A 20058-nucleotide genomic window follows, 5' to 3' on the forward strand; every position below is an offset into this window, starting at 1 on the left:
GTCCGCCCGCGGCGACTACCCTGGAAGGCACCCACACGGACGCCGCCCAGCGCGGCGTGGAATCAGGAGCGGAATGGCCACGAACCTCGTCAATCTGGAAGCCGTCGGAAAGGTGTACGGCACCCGTGCGCTGCTCGACGGCGTCTCCCTCGGCGTCAACGAGGGAGACCGGATCGGCGTCGTCGGCCGCAACGGTGACGGCAAGACCACCCTCGTCCGCATCCTCGCCAAGCTGGAGACCCCCGACGACGGCCGGGTCACCCACGCGGGCGGTCTCCGCCTCGGCGTGCTGACGCAGCACGACTCGCTCGACCCGGCGGCCACCGTCCGCCAGGAAGTCATCGGCGACCTCGCCGACCACGAGTGGGCGGGCAACGCGCGGATCCGCGACATCATCACCGGCCTCTTCGGCGGTCTGGACATGCCGGGCTTCCCGCAGGGCCCGGACACGGTCATCGGCCCGCTCTCCGGCGGCGAGCGCCGCCGGATCGCCCTCGCCAAGCTCCTCATCGCCGAACAGGACCTGATCGTCCTCGACGAGCCGACGAACCACCTCGACGTCGAGGGGATCTCCTGGCTCGCCGGCCACCTCCGGGCCCGCCGCTCCGCCCTGGTCGTCGTCACCCACGACCGCTGGTTCCTCGACCAGGTCGCCACCCGCATGTGGGACGTCCAGCGCGGCGCCGTCCACGAGTACGAGGGCGGCTACTCCGACTACGTCTTCGCCCGGGCCGAGCGGGAGAGGATCGCCGCCACCGAGGAGACCAAGCGGCAGAACCTGATGCGCAAGGAGCTGGCGTGGCTGCGCCGCGGCGCCCCGGCCCGCACGAGCAAGCCGCGGTTCCGGATCGAGGCGGCCAACGAGCTGATCGCGGACGTGCCGCCGCCGCGCGACACCGCGGAGCTGATGAAGTTCGCCAACTCCCGCCTCGGCAAGACGGTGTTCGAACTGGAGGACGTGACCGTACGGGCCGGTGAGAAGGAGCTGCTGAAACACCTCACCTGGCAGCTCGGCCCGGGCGACCGCGTCGGCCTGGTCGGCGTGAACGGCGCGGGCAAGACGTCGCTGCTGCGGGCGCTGGCCGAGGCCGCGTACAGCGGGGGCGAGCGGCAGCCCGCGGCCGGGAGGATCAAGGTCGGCAGGACGGTCAAGCTCGCCCATCTCTCCCAGGAGGTCGCCGAACTCGACCGCGGCTGGCGGGTGCTGGAGGCCGTCGAGCGGATCCGGCAGCGGGTCGACCTCGGCAAGGGCCGCGAGATGACCGCCTCGCAGCTCTGCGAGAAGTTCGGCTTCACCAAGGAGAAGCAGTGGACGCCGGTCGCCGACCTCTCCGGTGGTGAGCGCCGCCGTCTGCAGATCCTGCGGCTGCTCATGGACGAGCCCAACGTCCTGTTCCTCGACGAGCCGACCAACGACCTCGACATCGAGACGCTGACCCAGCTGGAGGACCTGCTCGACGGCTGGCCCGGCTCCCTGGTGGTCATCAGCCACGACCGGTACTTCCTGGAGCGCACCACGGACCGCGTCATGGCCCTGCTCGGTGACGCCACGCTGCGGATGCTGCCGCGCGGCATCGACGAGTACCTGGAACGCCGGCAGCGGGTCCTCGCGCAGGACAAGGCGTCCGCCCCGGCCGCCGCGCCCTCGGCGGCACGGCAGAAGACGCCGGGCGGAGCCGGTGCCAAGGACGCCCGTGCCGCGAAGAAGGATCTCCAGCGCATCGAACGCCGGCTCGACCGCATCGGCGAACAGGAGTCCGGGCTGCACGCCCAGATCGCGGAGCACGCCACGGACTTCGAGAAAGTGGCGAAGCTCGACGCGGAGCTCCGCGAACTCGTCGCGGAACGCGAAGAGTTGGAGACCCGCTGGCTGGAACTCGCCGACGGGGTCTGAGCCGGCCCCGCCGGGGGCGGAGGCGGCGGCCCGGCAACAAGCGCGTCACGGGCCGGTCTCAGCTGTTCGATAGCCGGGAAAGCGGCCGCTGCGCCGTTCGAACCGGGTGATACAAAGAGCCTTGCTCGCCCTGCCCTTGGCAGGCGGGCCTCGTGTCCGATTCGCTCCGTTCCGGAGAGCTTCACGCCCACCGGTGACGCGGGGGAGACCGATATCGGGCCATGTGCCCGCGTGAAGAGGAAAACTGATGTCGCAGCCGCCGCAACCGCCCAATCAGCCCCCCTCCGGTCCGCCCGGGGGCGACTCCCACTCCGATGCCGACGGGCAGGCCCAGGGCCAGGGCGGCGGCTTCGGCCCGCCTCCGGCACCTCCGTCCGGTTCCGGCCCCGCCGAGCCGGATCCCGCGGATTCGTCACGGCAGGACCCCGCCGAGTCCGACTCCGCCCAGGCCGGTCCGGCCCAGCCCGATTCCGCGCAGCCCGGTCCGGCCAAGCCGGATCTGGCGAAGCGGGAGGCGCCGGGAACGGAGCCGTCCCAGCCCGCCGGGGAGCCTCCCCGGCCTTCTGGTCAGCCCCCGCAGGCACCGCCGGCCGGTCAGCCCCCGCAGGCACCGCCGGCCCCGGCCGGACCGCCGCCCGCCGGGGGCTTCGGCGCACCGGTCCCGCCGCCCCCGGGGCAGCAGCCGGGCTACGGCTATCCCCAGCAGCCCCCGGGAGCGCAGCCGGGGTACGGCTACCCGCAGCAGCCCCCGGCCCAGCCCGGCTACGGCTACCCGGGCCAGCCGCCGTACGGTCAGCCGGGCCAGCCCGGTCAGCCGCCGTATGGTCAGCCCGGCCAGCCCTATGGCCAGCCCGGCCAGCCGCCCTACGGCCAGCAGCAGTACGCCATGTACCCGCCCACCGGCCCGATGCCCGCCGCGGGCATGCCGCAGGGCGGCGGCCAGGGCAGCAAGCAGCGCATGATGATCATCGTCGCCGCGGCCGTCGCCGTGCTGCTGATCATCGGCGGCGGTGTCTTCTTCGCGGCCTCCGGCGACGACGACGGCGACGGCAAGAAGGACACGGCCGGGAACTCCTCGGACGGCACCGGCGGGGACGACGGCAGCGGCGGTGACGGCAGCGGCGGCGAGAAGCCCGCGAAGACCGACGCCGAACTGCTTTTCTCCGTCGACAAGCCCAAGCTCACGGATGTCACCAAGGTCGACGGCCTCTGGGTGACCGACAAGGCCTTCGCCAAGGGCTCGCTCAACTCCGTGGTCGGCTACAACAAGGCCGACGGCAAGGAGAAGTGGACCCTGGAGCTGGCCGGCCAGATCTGCTGGGGTTCCAAGCACACCAGCGAGGACGGCAAGGCGGCGGTTCTCTTCCAGGACGGCAAGGTCGGCAGCGACGGCCGCGTCCAGCCGTGCAGCCGGGTCGCCGCGTTCGACGTCAACACCGGCAAGAAGCTGTGGGAGAAGCAGGTTTCGCTCGGTGACGAGAACGTGCGCTTCTCCGAGGTGACGGTCGGCCCGGACGTGGTGGCGGCAGGCGGCCTCTACGGCGGCGCGGCGTGGAAGCTCGACAGCGGCAAGGAGCTGTGGCGCCCCGACCAGACCTCCGACTGCGAGGACGCCGGCTACGGCGGCGGCACCGGGCTGGTCGCGGTGCGCAAGTGCGGCAGCTACGACTCCCCGAAGATCGAGGTGCAGAAGCTCGACCCGTCCTCCGGCAAGCCGCAGTTCTCGTACGACGTGCCCGAAGGCATCGACTATGTGCACGTCATCTCCACCGAACCCCTGGTGATCGGCGTCGACGCGGGCGGTGCCGTCGGCACGTCCGACATCATCGCGATCGACGACAAGGGCAAGATGCGCAGCCGTATCTCCACGGAGAACGGCAAGTACACCGTCCGCTGCAGCGCCGTCGAGGTCGAGGACTGCAAGATGGTCGCCGTCGACGAGGACTCCCTCTACATGGGCACGGAGGAGCACGAGAGCCAGGAGGAGGACTACGGGCGGACCAACGAGATCGTCGCCTTCGACCTGGACACCGGCAAGGCGAGGGGCAAGGCGGAGGCCGGCGGACGCCGTGTCATGACGCCGCTCCAGATGGAGGGCGACACGCTCCTGGCCTACATGGAGCCGACCTACGACCAGGGCGGCCAGGTGATGGCCATCGACCCGAAGACGCTGAAGAGCACGGTCTATCTGAAGAACCCGAAGGACTCCATCGAGACGGAGTCCAGCTACCGGCCGTCGCTGAACGTCCGGCTGCTCTACGAGGGCGGGCGGCTCTACATGGGCCAGACGCTCATGTCGGAGCGGAGCTCCTCCCTGGACCGGAAGGAATACCTGCTGGTGGTCTTCGGCAGCGAGTGATCCCGCTGTTCCGCCTCAGCGGCGGGCGGAAGGGCCCGGCCGGCACGTATGACGCGTGCCCGCCGGGCCCTTCGGCTTCTCGTCCGGCCTCGCGCGGACCCTGCGCGGCCCGTCCGCGGGCCTGCTGCCGCCCGTCCGCGGCTCCGTCGCCGAACGATCTTCCTCTGACCGAGCCTGACGCAATCCAGTCCCGAATTGACTGGTATTCCGGCGTTCCATGGCGCTTTTCCCAGGTAAGGGGCGCGTGAGGCCGCGCAAACGTGTAGCTTCCCCGTCCAAGGGAGCCCGGGGGCTTCGGGGATGGGGGAGGAGCTCATGGGCGTGCGGCTCATCGTGGTCGATGACCACCGTCTGCTCGCCGAGGCGTTGGCCTCGGCTCTCAAACTGCGTGGCCACCGCGTGCTGGCCGCCGCGGCGCCGGGTGCCGGGGCGGCGGACCTGGTGGTGAGCAGGGCGCCGGAGGTGTGCCTGCTGGGCACCGCGGCTCCGGAGGAACCCGGCGCGTTCGAGCCGGTGGTGCGGATCAGGCGGGAGCGGCCGCAGGTGGCGGTGGTCGTGCTGGGCCCGGTGCCGAACCCGCGCGGCATAGCGGCGGCCTTCGCGGCCGGCGCCTCCGGTTACGTACGGCAGGACGAGCGCATCGAGGGCGTGGAACGCGCCATGGTGAAGGCCCGCGCGGGCGAGGCGGCGGTGGCGCCGCAACTGCTCCAGGGCGCGTTCGCGGAACTCCTCAACCCCGCCGCCCAGCCGGACGACGAGGCGACGCGGCTGCTGCGCATCCTGACGCCTCGTGAGGTCGAGGTGCTGATGCGGGTCGCGGAGGGCGAGGACACCCGGGTGATCGCGGCGGGCATGGGGATAGCGCCCAGCACCGCCCGCACCCATGTGCAGCGGGTGCTGATGAAGCTGGGCGTCGGCTCCCGGCTGGAGGCGGCGGCGCTGGCCGCCCGTACGGGACTGCTGGACCGGGCGGCGGACCGGCAGGACCAGGACTGAACCCGGCGGCCCGGGCGCGGGCCACGGGGACACCGCCGGAAGCGCGGAGCCCGGAAGCCCGGAACCCGGCCCGCCAGGGGCCGGCGAAAGCCGGCCGCAGGAAGCCGCGGAACCCTCGGCGGCGGCCGCTCATCCACCGCGCCCGGGGCGCGGGCGCACACTCCCGACCGCATCCTCGTTTTCTTCTGCGCTGTTGTGTTGGATTATGTTTGCTATCGTTCTGCTGGGAGAACATCGCTAGGAGCCTCGGTGAAGAAGACGGTGACGAAGCTCGCGGACGGCCGCGAGCTGATCTACTACGACGGCGACGGCACGGCCGGCAGTGCCCGCGCCCCGCGCGACGCCGCCGACCGGCGGCCGCTCGGCTCCGTCGCCACCGCGTCGGAGATCCGCCGCGATCCCCTCCTCGGTGACTCCGTCGTCATCGCCTCCCACCGGCAGGGCCGCACCTACCACCCGCCGGCCGACGCCTGCCCGCTCTGCCCCTCCCGCGAGGACCGGCTCACCGAGATACCCGCCGCCGACTACGACGTCGCCGTGTTCGAGAACCGCTTCCCCTCCCTCACCGGCGACGCGGGCCGCTGCGAGGTGGTCTGCTTCACCGCCGACCACGATGCATCCTTCGCCGATCTCACCGAGGACCGCGCCCGGCTCGTCCTGGACGCCTGGACGGACCGCACCGCCGAACTGTCCCGGCACCCCGGCGTCGAGCAGATCTACTGCTTCGAGAACCGGGGCCGCGAGATCGGCGTCACCCTGGGCCACCCGCACGGCCAGATCTACGCCTATCCCTTCACCACCCCGCACACCGAACGCGTCCTCCGCTCGCTCGCCGCCCACCGCGAGCGCACCGGCGGCAACCTGTTCGACGACACCGTCGCGGATGAACGCAAGGACGGCAGCCGCGTCGTCGTCGAGGGCGAGCACTGGACGGCCTTCGTGCCGTACGCCGCGCACTGGCCGTACGAGGTGCACCTCTACCCCCGCCGGCGGGTGCCCGACCTGCCCGCGCTCGGCGAGCAGGCCCGTGCCGAGTTCCCGCGGATCTATCTGGACCTGCTGCGCCGCTTCGACCGGGTGTTCGGCCCGGACGAGCCGCCCACCCCGTACATCTCCGGCTGGCACCAGGCACCGCTGCGCGGATGGGGGGAACGCCCCGTGGAACGCGAGGAGTTCGCGCTCCACCTCGAGCTCTTCACCATCCGCCGCACTTCCGGCAAGCTGAAGTTCCTCGCGGGTTCCGAGTCCGGCATGAGGGTGTTCATCAACGATGTGCCGCCGGAGACGGCGGCGGCACGGCTGCGTGAGGTGGCGGACGAGTGAACGGGAGCGGGATCGTGAACGGAAGCGGGGACGGAAGCGGACGCGGGGACGAGAGTGCGGCCGGGCGGCCCGGCGGCGCCACCGGCGGGGAACCGGGCGGCGGGCGGAAGTACCTCGTCACCGGCGGAGCCGGCTACGTCGGCAGTGTCGTCGCGGCGCATCTGCTCGACGCCGGCCACCGGGTGACCGTGCTGGACGACCTGTCCACCGGACACCGCGAAGCGGTCCCGGCGGGCGCGGAGTTCATCGAGGGCCGCGTCCAGGAGCTGACCTCGCCGGCCGGCGCGGGCCGGATCGACGGCTCGTACGACGGTGTGCTGCACTTCGCCGCGTTCTCGCAGGTCGGGGAGTCCGTGGCGGACCCGGAGAAGTACTGGCGCAACAACGTCGGCGGGACCATGGAGCTCCTCGCCGCGATGCGCGCCGCCGGAGTGCGCCGGCTCGTCTTCTCGTCCACCGCCGCCACCTACGGCGACCCGGAGTCCGTACCCGTCGCCGAGACCGACGCCACCGCGCCCACCAGCCCCTACGGCGCGTCCAAGCTCGCGGTCGACCACATGATCGGCGGCGAGTGCGCCGCCCACGGCCTCGCCGCCGTCTCGTTGCGCTACTTCAACGTCGCGGGTGCCCACCGGTCCGCCGGCGGCTCCCTCCACGGCGAGCTGCACGACCCCGAGTCCCATCTCATCCCGCTGGTGCTGCAGGTCGCGCTCGGCCGGCGGGAGGCCGTCTCCGTCTACGGCGACGACTACCCGACGCCGGACGGCACCTGCGTCCGCGACTACATCCACGTCTCCGACCTCGCCGAGGCGCACCTCCTCGCCCTGGACGGCGCCGCCCCGGGTGAGCACCTGATCTGCAACCTCGGCAACGGCAACGGCTTCTCCGTCCGGGAGGTGATCGAGACCGTCCGCCGGGTCACCGGCCACCCGGTGCCCGAGAACGCCGCCCCCCGCCGCCCGGGCGACCCGGCCGTGCTCGTCGCCTCCGCGGAGCGCGCCCGGACCCGCCTGGGCTGGAAGCCCGCGCGCCCCGGGCTGGCCGACATCGTCCGGGACGCCTGGGAGTTCGCCCTGGCCCGGAACGGCGGCGCGGGGAAGGCTCCGTCGGAGCACGGGACGACGGAGCACGAGAGCGGAAGAACGGCGGAAGCGTGACGGACCAGCAGACGGCCGGCGGGAGCCACGGCCCCCACCGGACCCCCGGAGCCGGGCCGGGCGCCCGCACCGGAACGGAAACCCCGGAGACGGACGGGCCCGTATCCGACGAGCAGCTCGCCGGCACCTTCGCGGCCCTGTACGGCTACGAGCCCGAAGGGCTGTGGGCCGCCCCCGGCCGCGTCAACCTCATCGGCGAGCACACCGACTACAACGACGGATACGTGCTCCCGCTGGCCCTCCCGCACACCGCCCGCGCCGCCGTGTCCCGCCGCGACGACGGCGTGCTGCGCCTGCACTCCGGCGATGTGCCCGGCGGCGTGGTCGAACTGCGCGCCGACGCCCTGGAGCCCGGCGCGCCCGGCTTGGGCTGGGCCGCGTACCCCGCCGGCGTGGTGTGGGCGCTGCGCGACGCCGGCCACCCGGTCACCGGCCTGGACCTGCACGTGAGTTCGACCGTCCCGGTCGGCGCCGGGCTGTCCTCCTCCGCCGCCCTGGAGATCGTCACCGCGCTCGCGCTCAACGACCTCCACGGACTGGGGCTGCGCCCCTGGCAGTTGGCGCGGCTGGCGCAGCGCGCCGAGAACGTCTTCGTCGGCATGCCCTGCGGGATCATGGACCAGACGGCCTCCGCCTGCTGCACCGCGGGCCACGCCCTGCACCTCGACACCCGCGACCTGACCCAGCGGCAGGTACCGTTCGACCTCGCCGCCGACGGGCTGCGCCTGCTGGTCGTGGACACCCGCGTCCAGCACGCCCTGGGCGACAGCGCCTACGCGGAGCGGCGCGCGAGCTGTGAGGAGGGCGCCGCCCTCCTGGACGTCCCCGCCCTGCGCGACGTCGCCCTCGGGCAACTGGACGAAGCGCTCTCCCGGCTCGGTGACGAGACGCTGCGCCGCCGGGTGCGCCATGTCGTCACCGAGAACCGGCGCGTGGAGGAGGTCACCGCCCGCCTCGGGGCCGGGGACACGCGCGGCGTCGGCCCGCTGCTCACCGCCGGGCACGCCTCGCTCCGCGACGACTTCGAGGTGTCCTGCCCGGAGCTCGACCTGGCGGTGGAGTCCGCGTGTGCCGCGGGTGCGCTCGGGGCGCGGATGACGGGCGGCGGCTTCGGCGGCTCGGCGATCGCGCTGGTGGAGGAGGCGGCGGCGGAGCCGGTGGCGAAGGCGGTCACTAAGGCCTTCGCGGCGGCCGGGCACCGTGAGCCCCGGGTCTTCCCGGCCGTACCGTCGGCGGGCGCGCGCCGGCTGGCCTGAACCGGCCGTCCGGCGCCGGGCGGCGCGTACGGTGTCCGGCGGCCGCCCGGGGCGCGGGGGTACCGGCGGTCACGCGGGCGCACAACGGCATTCCCAGTCGATTTCTTGCACAAGAAGTATCAGCGAACACAGGTCGAACGTCCGGGGCGAACACTTTCGCCAATCCACTTCACTTGTCGGAGTGCATCCGTACGCTGATGCTCAGCACCGGTGGGGGCCGGTGCCGATGAAGGGGGCGAGGCGGTCGGGTACGGCACCCGGGGTGGGTCCGGTACGGCGGCGGCCGGCCGGGAGCATCCCGGCCACGGCCCCGGGCGCCGGAGCAGCCGGGCGCCGGGCCCGCTGGATCGTCCCGATACAGGGGGGTTCCTCAGTGACAGTCATCAGGGTGCTGGTGGTGGACGACCACCGCATCTTCGCCGAGTCGCTCGCCGCCGCTCTCGCCGCCGAACAGGACGTCGAGGTGGCGGCGGCGGGCAGTGGGCCGGCGGCGCTGCGCTGTCTGGAGCGGGCCGCCGCGGACGGCCGCCGGTTCGACGTCATGCTCGTCGACGCCGACCTGGGCTGCGCCCCGCCGGTGCCCGGGGCGGCGAGGAACGGCCCGACCGCCATCGGCACCGCCCGGGCCGGCGGCGCGGAGCGCGGCGCCGTGGACGGCATATCCCTGGTCGCCGGCGTCCGCGAACGGCGGCCCGCGGTCCGTACGGTGGTGCTCGCCGAGCGGGACGACTCGGCGCGCGCCGCGGCGGCCCTGCAGGCCGGGGCCTCCGGCTGGGTCGCCAAGGACTGCTCGCTCTCCCGGCTGCTGGCCGTCATACGCGGGGTGCTCCGCGGGGAGACCCATCTGCCGCCCGCTCTGCTCACCGGTGTCCTGCGGGAGCTGACCGCGGCGCGCAAGCATCGCACGGAGAGCGAGCGGCTGGTGCAGTCACTGACCCCGCGGGAGCGGGAGGTGCTGCGGTGCATGGTGGCGGGCCTCGGCCGTAAGGCCGTCGCCGAACGGCTGTTCCTCTCCCCGCACACGGTCCGCACCCATATGCAGAACGTCCTGGGCAAGCTCGGGGTGCACTCCACTCTCGCCGCGGTCGCCCTCGCGCGCCGCGCCGGGGTGGGCCCGGCGGAGGACCTGCCCGCCGTCGGCAGCACGGGCTGACACGCGCCGCCGGTATCCGTCCCGGGTGCCGGTGCGGGCGTCCGTTTCCCGGCGCGAGGTACCGGCTCGCCCGGCCGTCCGGTCCGCCGCAGGCCCGGTCCGCCACCGTGCCGGTCCGCCGCCCTCGGGCGGGGCCGCGCCCCTCCCCGTCCCGCGTCGCGGTTTCCGCGGTGCCCGTCTGCGGCTCCTGGCGCCGTTCCGGCCGCGGGCTCCGGCGCAGAGTTGTCATGACCATGCCTTACCTTCCGGCTTTCGGGCCCCGGCGGCGGCCGCCCCGAGTGTCCGCATTGCGGACGCTGAGGTCCGGCAGTGCTTCCCAAAACGTAACCAGCGGCCGTGCTTCCGACTGTTGACAGTCATCTGTGCAGGTCAGTAGTTTCCCGGCAACCGATCAATCGATCGACTGGTTGTGGCTCGCGGATCGTGGAGGCTCGGCAATGCGGATATCTGCAGGACGTGTGACAAGACGTACGGCGCTGGCACTCACCGGCTCTCTGGTGATGGTCCTGGCGGCCGGATGCGGCAGCGGCGACTCGGACTCCGAGGGCGCTCCGGCCCGCGACTACCAGCTCGTCGAGGACGGCAAGCTCACCTTCGCGATGAGCGGCCAGTACCGGCCGTTCAACTACTTCGAGGACGACGGCACGCTCGCCGGCTTCGACCTGGAGCTCGGCAACGAACTGGCGAAGCGCCTCGACCTGAAGCCGAACCCGGTCACCGGACCGTTCAACTCACTGGTCGCCGGCCTGAAGGCCAAGCGGTACGACCTGATCGTCGGGTCCATGTCGGCGACCGACGAGCGGAAGAAGCAGGTCGACTTCACCGGCGAGTACTACCTCTCCGGCGCGCAGCTGTTCGTCGGCAAGGACTCCCCGGTCACGTCCGTCGACGACCTCAAGGACGCGAAGGTCGGCGTCGTCCTCGGCACGACCTTCGAGGAGTACGCCAAGAAGCAGCCCGGGGTCGCGGAGGTCAAGACCTACAGCAGCGACAACGAGGCGCTGACCGAGCTGGGCAACGGCCGCATCGACGCGGCGATCACCACGAAACTCCTGGGCCTCTACCAGATCAAGCAGACCGGCATCGCCATCAAGCCGGCCGGCGACATCCTCTTCCCGGACCCCGCCTCCATCGCGAGCCAGAAGGGCAACCCGAAGCTCACCGCCGAGGTGGACAAGGCCCTCGAAGAGATCAGGGACGACGGGACCTACGCCGAGCTCAGCGAGAAGTGGTTCGGCGTGGACATCAGCCCGGACGGCCAGTCCTGACCACCCGTCGGTCACCCCGATCCCCCCGATCCCCCGGCCACCCCTGATGACCCGCTGACGACGGCCGGCCCGGCTGCCCGAGGAGAACCCCGCCATGTCTGTTCTGGACGGCTTCAGCCGTTCCCTGCCGCTCATGCTCGAAGGGCTGCGGATCACCCTGTCGCTGGCCGCGCTGGCGGTGGTGTTCTCCCTGGCGGTCGGGCTGGTCGTCGCCTGGATGAGGATGAGCCGCTTCGCCGTGCTGCGCTGGCTCGCCCAGGGCTATCTCGCCGTCATCCGGGGCACGCCGCTCGTGGCCCAGCTGTTCGTCATCTACTACGGCCTCGTCACGATCGTCGACATCTCCTCGTTCTGGTCGGCCGTGATCGGCCTGACCGTGCACACCGCGGCCTATATGGCGGAGATCTTCCGCTCCGGTGTGCAGTCGGTCGTCAAGGGCCAGACCGAGTCGGCGCGTTCCCTCGGCATGAGCCGGACGCAGGCGCTGCGCATCGTGGTCGCCCCGCAGGCGTTCCGGTCCATCCTGCCCTCGCTCGGCAACCAGTTCATCATCGCCGTCAAGGACACCGCCGTGGCCTCCTTCATCACGGTCCCCGAACTGTTCATGCAGGCGCAGAAGCTGGCGGCCGCGACCTATGAGCCGCTGACCTACTACCTGATATCCGCCGTCTACTACCTGGTGATCGTGCTTCTCCTGACGGCGCTGCTGCGCCGGCTGGAGCGCCGGCACTCCCGTTACGCGATCTGAGAGGCGCCCACCCATGCCACACCCCGACAGCGCCCCGGAGAACACCCCGCGGACCGCCCCGCTGGTGGTCATGCGGCGCATCCACAAGGCGTTCGGCGCGCACACCGTGCTGGACGGAGTGGACCTGTCCGTGGACACCGGCGAGGTCGTCGTCCTGATCGGCGCCTCCGGAGCCGGCAAGAGCACCCTGCTGCGCTGCGTCAACGGCCTGGAGCGCATCGACTCCGGCGGGATCGTCATCGACGGCCAGGAACTCCGCTACGACGAGAAGTCCCTCAACCTCATGCGCCGCCAGGTGGGGATGGTCTTCCAGCACTTCAACCTCTGGCCGCACAAGTCGGTGCTGGACAACGTCGCCACCGCCCCGGTCCGGGTGGCCGGGCGGGACCGGGACGAGGCCCGGGAGACCGCTCTCGGACTGCTGGAGCAGGTCGGGCTGCGGCAGTTCGCGGACCGCTACCCGATGAGCCTGTCCGGTGGCCAGCAGCAGCGCGTGGCCATCGCGCGGGCGCTGGCCATGCGGCCGAAGGTGATGCTCTTCGACGAGCCGACCAGCGCCCTCGACCCCGAACTGGTCGGCGAAGTCCTGGCGGTGATGCGGGACCTGGCCGACTCCGGAATGACCATGATGGTGGTCACCCACGAGATGCGGTTCGCCCGGAACGTCGCCGACCGGGTCGTGCTCATGGCCGACGGCGGGATCGCCGAAGAAGGGCCTCCGGCGGAGGTGCTGGACAACCCGCGCAGCGAGCGGGGCCGCGCCTTCCTCCGACAGGTGGAACGGGCCTGACCCGGCGGCCACGGGCAACCGGCAACCGGCCACCACGGCGGCGGGCGCGCGATCGCCCCGCCCCACACAACACGCCAGGGATAAGGACAGCATGTCGACAGTGACGGAGACGGGGCACCCGGAGCGGGACCCGGTGCGGTACGAGCGGAACGGCCCGGTGGCCGTGGTCGAGCTGCACCGGCCGCACCGTCTCAACGCGGTCACCGACCAGGTCAGCCGCGAGCTGGTGGGCGCTCTGCGGCGCGCCGTCGCCGAGGGCGCGCGGGCCGTGGTCCTCACCGGCGCCGGCCGGGCCTTCTGCAGCGGGCACGACCTCAAGGAACCCGCCCCGGCGGAGGATCCGCTGGCGGCCAGGGAGCGGCTGGAGCGGCTGCAGGACGTCACCCGGACGATCAAGCGCAGCCCGGTCCCGGTGATCGCGGCCGTGCACGGCTGGGCGGTGGGCGCGGGGTGCGAATGGGCCCTGGCCTGCGATCTGGTGGTGGCGGCCGAGTACACCCGCTTCATGTTCCCGGAGGCGGGCGTCGGGCTCACCGTGACCAACGGCGTCTCCCAATTGCTCGCCGCCGTCCTCGGCCCGCAGCGCGCCAAGTATCTGCTCATGACCGGTTCGGGCTTCACCGCGGAGGAGGCGCGCGGATGGGGCCTGGTCAACGAGGTCGTGCCGGACGGGGAACACCGCCGGTACGCGCTGGAACTCGCCGGGAGGCTGCTCGACAAGCCGCCCCTGGCGCTCGCCCTCGCCAAGGAGACCCTCGACCGCGGGCTGGGCGCGGGTCTGGAGGAGACACTCGCCATGGAAGTGGACCTGTCGATGCGCGTGGTCGGCACCGGCACCGGCACCGAGGCCCCTGCCGGCACCGATGCCACCGAGGCCGGCCCGAATACCGGCTCCGGCACCGCCGCGGACTCCGGCGCCGGCTCCGTCTCCGGCGCCGGAGGCCCGCACCGCGCCCCCGCGGTGCCGCGGCCCGGGCGGAGGCAGCCGTGACGCCCCGCGCCTCCGGGCGCCCCGCGCCCGGCACCCTCGGCGCGCTGGTCCGCGACGCGGCCCGGGCGCACGGTGACCGGGTGGCGTGGGTCTTCCCGCACGCCGCCCGGCCGCGCTGGACCTTCGCGGAGATCGACGCCGCGGTGGACCGGATCAGCGCGTTCCTCCGGCGCTCCACCGCCCCCGGCGACCGGGTGGCGGTGATGCTGCCGAACGTGCCGGAATTCCCGCTGCTGTGGCTCGCCGCGGCCCGGTCCGGACGGATCCTCGTACCGGTCAACACGCAGGCCCGCGCCACCGACGCGGCCCATCTGCTGCGCGACGCCGGCCCCCGGCTCGCGGTCACCACTCCCGCGTACGCCGGGGTGCTCGAGGCCGCCGCCGCGCGGGCCGGCCTCGATCTCGCCGTCGTACCGGCGGACGACCTGCCCGCCGGACCGGACGGACCGGACGGCTCGCACGGCTCGCACGGCTCGGACGGCTCGGAGAAACCGGACGGACCGGACGCCTCCGGGGCGCCGGCGGCCCCGGGCGACCTGGTGAACATCCAGTACACCTCGGGGACCACCGGACTGCCCAAGGGCTGCATGCTCAGCCACCGCTACTGGCTCACCATCGCGCACGCCCTGCGCGCCAACTTCCCGCGGCTCGGCGAGGACGACGTCCTCTACACCGCCCAGCCGTTCAGCTACATGGACCCGCAGTGGAACGTGGTGGCGGCGCTGCTCTCCGGCGCCCGGCTGGTGGTGGCGGACCGGTTCAGCGCCGGCCGGATGTGGGCCGACATCCGTGAGCACGGGGTGACGGTCTTCTACTGCCTGGGCATGATGCCGGCCGCGCTGCTGGCCCGGCCGCCGCACCCGGACGACCGGAACCACACCGTCCGGGCGGTCCTGGCCTCCGGCATCCCCACCGGACTCCACCGGGAGCTGGAGGAACGCTGGGGAGTGCCCTGGTACGAGGCGTTCGGCATGACCGAGTCCGGCGCGGACCTCATCGTCACCCCGGAGGACCACGACGAGACCGTCGGCACCGGATGCGTGGGCCGGCCCCATCCGGGCAAGCGGGCCGACGTCGTCGACGGCTCCGGCCGGCCGGTGGAACCGGGGCTCCCGGGCGAACTGGTGATCTCCGGCGAGGGGCTGATGGACGGTTACTGGGGACAGCCCGAGGCCACCGCCCGGGTCCTGCGCTCCGGCCGGCTGCACACCGGGGACCGGGTGCGGGCGGATGCCGAGGGCCGGATCTACTACCTGGCCCGGACGAAGGACATGGTCCGCCGGTCCGGGGAGAACGTCTCGGCCCGGGAGGTCGAGGCGGTCCTCGAGTCCCATCCGGCGGTGCGGACGGCCGCCGTGGTGCCGGAGCCGGACCCCGTCCGGGGCGAGGAGGTGAAGGCGTTCGTCGTACCGTCCGCCGCGGAGGCCCCCGATCCACGGGAGCTGCTGGAGTTCTGCCGGGAACGGCTGGCCTCCTTCAAGGTGCCGCGCTACTGGTGCGTACGGCCCGAACTGCCCCGCACGCCCTCGGAACGGGTGGCCAAGGGGGACCTGCGCGCCGACCGCGGCCCGTGCTGGGACGCGGCCGCGCCCTCCCCGGAGGCGCCGCCCGCCGCCGGAACGACGGGGGGCCGGCCGTGACGGCCCGCGGAGGCCCGCTCGGGCGCGGCGGTGACACGGGGGCCGCCACGGACTCCGGCGCCACCGGCCTCCCCGGCAGCTTCCGCACCACGACCGAGGTCGCCTGGGACGAACTCGACGCGCTGGGCGTCCTGCACCACGCCCGCTTCTCCGTGCACGCCGAGCGGGCCTTCAGCCGCCTGCTCGACACCCTGGGCTACCCCTACGACCCCGACCCCGCCGTCCGGCCCGAGCGCCACCATGTGGTGGCCCGCCTCGCCCTCACCTTCACCGGCCCCGTCGACCGGCCCGGCACGCTCCACATCGAGCAGCGGGTGACGGCGCTCGGCCGCACCAGCCTCACCACGGGCTTCACCGTCAGGGCGGCCGGCGGCGGAAGCGTCGTCGCCGAAGGGGTCCGCACCGCCGTGCACATCGACCGGGCCACCCGCCGGCCGCGGCCCTGGAGCGAGGAGTTCCGCGCCCGGCTGCGCGCCGCGCTCGCCGGTCCGCCCGCGGCCGGTGACGGGGAGACGAAGGAGACAGCGCCATGGACGTAGACGTCGTCTACCGCAACGCCCGGATCCTGACCATGGACTCGGCCCGCCCCCGGGCCACCGCCTTCGCGGTGCTCGGCGACCGGGTCGTGGCGGTCGGCGGCCCGGAGACCGCGGGGCTGTCCGCCCGCCGCACGGTGGACCTCGCCGGGCGGTGCGTCCTGCCCGGCTTCCACGACGCCCACAACCACATGGCCTGGTATGGGTTGAGCCTGGACGAACTCGACCTCTCCCCGGGCCGGGTGACCCGGGTGGAGGACGTGTACGGCCTGGTGGCCCGGGAGGCGGCGCGCCGTCCGCCCGGCGAGTGGATCATCGGAGCCGGCTACGACCAGAACCGGATGTCCGGCGGCCACCCGACGGCCGCCGGGCTGGACCGGGCGGCGCCGGACCACCCCGTCTGGCTGAAGCACACCAGCGGGCACATGTGCGCCGTCAACTCCGCGGTGCTGGCCCGGTGCGGGGCGGACACGGCCCCCGACCCGGACGGCGGGCGCATCGTGCGCGACGCCTCCGGGGCGCCCACCGGACTGCTCCAGGAACGCGCCCAGGAACTGGTGCGGAACCTACTCGTCCCGTTCCCCGCCGACGTGCTGGCGCGTGCCCTCGGGGCCGCCGCACGCACCTACGCCGCCGAGGGCATCACCTCGGTGCAGGAGGCGGGCATCGGGGGCGGCTGGATCGGGCACAGCGGGGTGGAGATCGCCGCCTACCAGCGGGCCCGGGACGAGGACACGCTGCTGCAGCGGGTGACGCTCATGCCCGCCTCCGATGTGCTGCACCCGCTTCCGGCGCACGCCGCGGACCCGTACCGCTCCGGCCTCGACCTCGGCATGCGCACGGGCTTCGGTGACGACCGGCTGCGCCTCGGGGCGGTCAAGGTGTTCTCCGACGGCTCGCTCATCGGCCGGACCTCGGCGATGTGCCGCGACTTCGCCGACGACCCCGGCAACCGCGGCTATCTGCAGGCCGGGGAGGAGGAGCTGGCCGCCACGATCATCGCCGCCCACCGGGCCGGCTGGCAGGTGGCCACCCACGCGATCGGCGACCGCGCCGTGGACGTCGTGCTGTCCGCGTACGAGGAGGCGCAGCGGCGGCATCCCCGGCACGACCCCCGGCACCGGATCGAGCACTGCGCGGTCACCTCCCCGGAGCAGGTGGAGCGCATCGTCCGGCTGGGCGTGATCCCGGTGCCCCAGGGCTCCCTGGTGCGGGAGGCGGGGGACGGCATGGCCGACGCCCTCGGGCCGGAGCGCGCCGCCTGGTGCTACCGGGTCCGCAGCTTCACCGAGCGCGGCGTGGAGGTGCCCGGGAGCTCCGACCGCCCGGTGGCCGCCGGTGCGCCGCTGGCCGGCATCCACGCCCTGGTGACGCGGCGGACGGCCGGCGGCCGGGTGCTGGCGCCGGACGAGCGGGTCGACGTGGCGACGGCGCTGCGGAGTTACACGGTCGGCTCCGCCCACGCGGCGCACGCGGAGCGGACCCGCGGCAGGATCGCCCCCGGTTTCCTGGCCGACTTCACGGTGCTCGACGCGGACCCGGCCGGGGTGGACGCGGACGCGCTGCCGGAGATCGGTGTGCTGGCGACGGTCGTCGGCGGCAGGGCCGTACACGACCTCGGTGTCCTGGCTTAGGGTGGGCGGCATGTCTTCGTACCAGCGTCTCCGGTCCAGTGCCCTGGAGCTCTTCGCCACGCGCGGGTTCCAGGCCACCGGCATCCGGGACCTCGCCGCGGGGGCGGGCATATCGCTGGCGACTCTCTACCACTACATGAACAGCAAGGAAGACCTGCTGGTCCGGCTGATGCGGGAGTCCCTGGGGCGGCTCAACGCCGACGCGCGCACCGTGCTGGCCGAGGCCGGCTCGCCCGTGGAGCGGCTGGCGGGGCTGACCGTCATGCACGTCTTCGCCCACGGGCTGCGCCGCACCGAGACGGTCGTCGTCGACCGGGAGCTGCGGGCGCTGAAGGAGGAGTCCCGCCAGGCCGTCGTGGCCCTGCGGGACGAGTACGAGGAGATGTGGGGCCGCCAGCTCGCGGACGGCACCGCGGACGGCACCCTGCTGGTGCCCGACGTCCGGGTGACGCGGCTGGCGCTGCTCGCGATGTGCACGGGCGTCGCCTACTGGTACTCGGAGAAGGGGGAGCTGGATCTCGACGAGGTCGCCGTGGTGCACGCGGATCTGGTGCTGGCCCAGGTCGGCGCCCGGCGGGGGTCGCGGCAGCTGCGCCTGGAGGATCTGGACCTGCCGCCGGTCGCCTGGTTCCGGGAACTGGCCGTACGCGAGGAGCGGCAGCCTGCCCCGTGACGGAGACCGCGGCCCGGGCGCGCCGTCCGCTCAGCCGGGTACGTTGTCGAACGGCGCCGTCAACCGTCGCAGCAGTCCGGCGAGTTCGCGGCGCTGTTCGCGGGACAGCTCCGCGAGGATGGCGCGTTCCTGGGTGAGCAGTCCGGCGAGCGCGCGGTCGGCGCGGTCCCGGCCCTCCCGGGTGAGCCGGACGAGCACCCCGCGCCGGTCGCTGGGGTCGGGCAGCCGCTCGACGAGACCCTTCTTGGCGAGCCGGTCGATGCGGTTGGTCATGGTGCCGGAGGTCACCAGGGTCTGGGTGAGGAGCTGGCCGGGGGAGAGCTGGTACGGCGCCCCGGCCCGGCGCAGCGCGGTGAGGACGTCGAACTCCCAGGACTCCAGGCCGTGCTCGGTGAAGGCCAGCCGCCGGGCGCGGTCGAGATGGCGCGCGAGCCGGCTGATCCGGCTCAGCACCTCCAGCGGCTCCACATCGAGGTCCGGGCGCTCCCGGCGCCATGCCCCGACCAGCCGATCGACCTCGTCCTCCATGCCGATCAGTGTAGTAGGTCTGTCGATGTGAAGTCTCTTGACATCAAATATCTTGATATCGAGACTGATGGTCAGGCGTGGCGGGCACGTGACACGGGCATCGATCGGCCCGACAGCAGTTCCCCGTTCACCCACCGCACCGGCACCGAGAGGTTCACACGATGCAAAAACCCCAGAACCCGACCTGGGACCCGCAGCAATACCTCCGCCATTCCGGCCACCGCACCAGGCCCTTCCACGACCTGCTCGCCCGGATCCCCGGCCTCCCGGCCCGCGGCCGCCCGGCGCGCATCGCCGACCTCGGCTGCGGACCGGGCAACGTCACCGCGCTTCTCACCGAGCGCTGGCCCGACGCCCGCATCACCGGCTACGACAACTCCCCGGACATGCTCGCCGAGGCCGCCCGCCACGCCGGCCCCACCCCCGGCGGCGGCAGCATCGACTTCCGGCACGCCGACGCCGCCGACTGGATACCGGAGGAGCCGTACGACCTGATCGTCAGCAACGCCGCCCTCCAGTGGGTCCCCGGCCATGCCAAGTCCTTCCCGGCCTGGATCGAGGCCCTCGCCCCCGGCGGCACCCTCGCCTTACAGGTCCCCGGTAACTTCACCTCGCCCAGCCACGCCATCCTCGACGACCTCTGCGACACCCCGGAGTGGCGCGAACGAGTCGGCCGCCACGGCCGCCGCTACGTCCACGTGTACGAACCGTGGGAGTACCTCACCCAGCTCACCGGACTCGGCTGCGAGACCGACGCCTGGGAGACCACCTACATACAGCTCCTCCAGGGCGAGGACCCGGTGCTCGACTGGGTCAAGGGCACCGCGCTCCGCCCCATCCTCACCGCTCTCGCCGACGACGAACAGGCCCGCACCGCGTTCCTCGGCCAGTACCGCGACCTGCTCCGCAAGGCCTACCCGCCCGGCCCGCACGGCACCGTCTTCCCGTTCCGGCGGATCTTCGCCATCGCCCGGAAGACGGACGCCTGACCACCGCGCCGGCCCCGCGATCCCCGCAGCCGCAGCCGCAGCCGCGGGACGGGACGGCACGTCCCCGGGACCACCGCGACTGAGCGGCACGGGAACGACGCGGCCCCGGCCCGCCGCAGCGGG

General features: G+C 73.2%; 17 protein-coding genes. 16 read left to right on the forward strand and 1 reads right to left on the reverse strand.

Annotated features, from left to right (window positions below; all coding sequences use genetic code 11):
- Window positions 1-73: 73 nt before the first annotated feature.
- The 15 genes from SXIN_RS18275 to SXIN_RS18345 all read left to right on the forward strand — a co-directional run bounded on the left by SXIN_RS18275 (window position 74) and on the right by SXIN_RS18345 (window position 18418).
- A complete protein-coding gene (locus SXIN_RS18275; protein ID WP_019711780.1) occupies window positions 74-1894 on the forward strand; it encodes an ABC-F family ATP-binding cassette domain-containing protein in 1821 nt (606 codons plus the stop codon).
- Window positions 1895-2141: 247 nt separating this feature from the next.
- Window positions 2142-4253 (forward strand): outer membrane protein assembly factor BamB family protein, encoded by a 2112-nt coding sequence (locus SXIN_RS18280; protein WP_095757230.1) that lies wholly within the window; start codon window positions 2142-2144, stop codon window positions 4251-4253.
- A 315-nt stretch (window positions 4254-4568) separates the two neighbouring features.
- Window positions 4569-5249, forward strand: a complete 681-nt coding sequence (locus SXIN_RS18285) for a response regulator transcription factor (RefSeq protein ID WP_039824399.1) — start codon at window positions 4569-4571, stop codon at window positions 5247-5249.
- Window positions 5250-5498: 249 nt separating this feature from the next.
- A complete protein-coding gene (galT, locus tag SXIN_RS18290) occupies window positions 5499-6572 on the forward strand; it encodes a galactose-1-phosphate uridylyltransferase (protein ID WP_019711777.1) in 1074 nt (357 codons plus the stop codon).
- Between the two features lie 14 nt (window positions 6573-6586).
- Window positions 6587-7729 carry a UDP-glucose 4-epimerase GalE gene (gene galE / locus SXIN_RS18295; protein WP_050931226.1) on the forward strand — a complete coding sequence of 381 codons (1143 nt, stop codon included), beginning with the start codon at window positions 6587-6589 and terminating at the stop codon, window positions 7727-7729.
- Window positions 7726-8985, forward strand: a complete 1260-nt coding sequence (gene galK / locus SXIN_RS18300) for a galactokinase (RefSeq protein ID WP_019711775.1) — start codon at window positions 7726-7728, stop codon at window positions 8983-8985. The genes galE and galK overlap by 4 nt, the downstream gene beginning before the upstream one ends.
- A 373-nt stretch (window positions 8986-9358) precedes the next feature.
- The gene (locus SXIN_RS18305; RefSeq protein ID WP_095758093.1) at window positions 9359-10138 is read left to right on the forward strand and encodes a helix-turn-helix transcriptional regulator; all 780 of its coding nucleotides are present in this window, start codon (window positions 9359-9361) and stop codon (window positions 10136-10138) included.
- Window positions 10139-10596: 458 nt separating this feature from the next.
- Window positions 10597-11406: an ABC transporter substrate-binding protein gene (locus SXIN_RS18310; protein ID WP_039824379.1), complete on the forward strand. Its 810-nt coding sequence runs from the start codon at window positions 10597-10599 to the stop codon at window positions 11404-11406.
- Window positions 11407-11500: 94 nt separating this feature from the next.
- Complete coding sequence (locus tag SXIN_RS18315) at window positions 11501-12154, forward strand: amino acid ABC transporter permease (protein ID WP_019711772.1); 654 nt, start codon at window positions 11501-11503, stop codon at window positions 12152-12154.
- Window positions 12155-12167: 13 nt separating this feature from the next.
- Entirely contained in the window at window positions 12168-12944 is a 777-nt protein-coding gene (locus tag SXIN_RS18320; protein ID WP_019711771.1) for an amino acid ABC transporter ATP-binding protein, read from the forward strand.
- A gap of 91 nt (window positions 12945-13035) precedes the next feature.
- Window positions 13036-13935 (forward strand): enoyl-CoA hydratase/isomerase family protein, encoded by a 900-nt coding sequence (locus tag SXIN_RS18325; protein ID WP_095757232.1) that lies wholly within the window; start codon window positions 13036-13038, stop codon window positions 13933-13935.
- Window positions 13932-15575: an AMP-binding protein gene (locus SXIN_RS18330; RefSeq protein WP_095757233.1), complete on the forward strand. Its 1644-nt coding sequence runs from the start codon at window positions 13932-13934 to the stop codon at window positions 15573-15575. The genes SXIN_RS18325 and SXIN_RS18330 overlap by 4 nt, the downstream gene beginning before the upstream one ends.
- The gene (locus SXIN_RS18335) at window positions 15572-16114 is read left to right on the forward strand and encodes an acyl-CoA thioesterase (protein ID WP_157916305.1); all 543 of its coding nucleotides are present in this window, start codon (window positions 15572-15574) and stop codon (window positions 16112-16114) included. Before SXIN_RS18330 ends, SXIN_RS18335 begins: the two co-directional genes overlap by 4 nt.
- Window positions 16105-17745, forward strand: coding sequence for an amidohydrolase (locus SXIN_RS18340; RefSeq protein ID WP_019711768.1), 1641 nt, complete (start codon window positions 16105-16107; stop codon window positions 17743-17745). The genes SXIN_RS18335 and SXIN_RS18340 overlap by 10 nt, the downstream gene beginning before the upstream one ends.
- Before the next feature lie 10 nt (window positions 17746-17755).
- On the forward strand, window positions 17756-18418 hold the full coding sequence (locus SXIN_RS18345; RefSeq protein ID WP_019711767.1) for a TetR/AcrR family transcriptional regulator: 663 nt from the start codon (window positions 17756-17758) through the stop codon (window positions 18416-18418).
- 30 nt (window positions 18419-18448) lie between these two features.
- Here SXIN_RS18345 and SXIN_RS18350 read toward each other — a convergent pair whose 3' ends face one another.
- Window positions 18449-18946: a MarR family winged helix-turn-helix transcriptional regulator gene (locus SXIN_RS18350; protein ID WP_019711766.1), complete on the reverse strand. Its 498-nt coding sequence runs from the start codon at window positions 18944-18946 to the stop codon at window positions 18449-18451.
- Window positions 18947-19107: 161 nt separating this feature from the next.
- Here SXIN_RS18350 and SXIN_RS18355 point away from each other — a divergent pair, with 161 nt between their 5' ends.
- Window positions 19108-19935, forward strand: a complete 828-nt coding sequence (locus tag SXIN_RS18355; protein WP_019711765.1) for a trans-aconitate 2-methyltransferase — start codon at window positions 19108-19110, stop codon at window positions 19933-19935.
- Window positions 19936-20058 lie beyond the last annotated feature (123 nt).

Source organism: Streptomyces xinghaiensis S187, assembly GCF_000220705.2.
Lineage (GTDB): Bacteria > Actinomycetota > Actinomycetes > Streptomycetales > Streptomycetaceae > Streptomyces > Streptomyces xinghaiensis.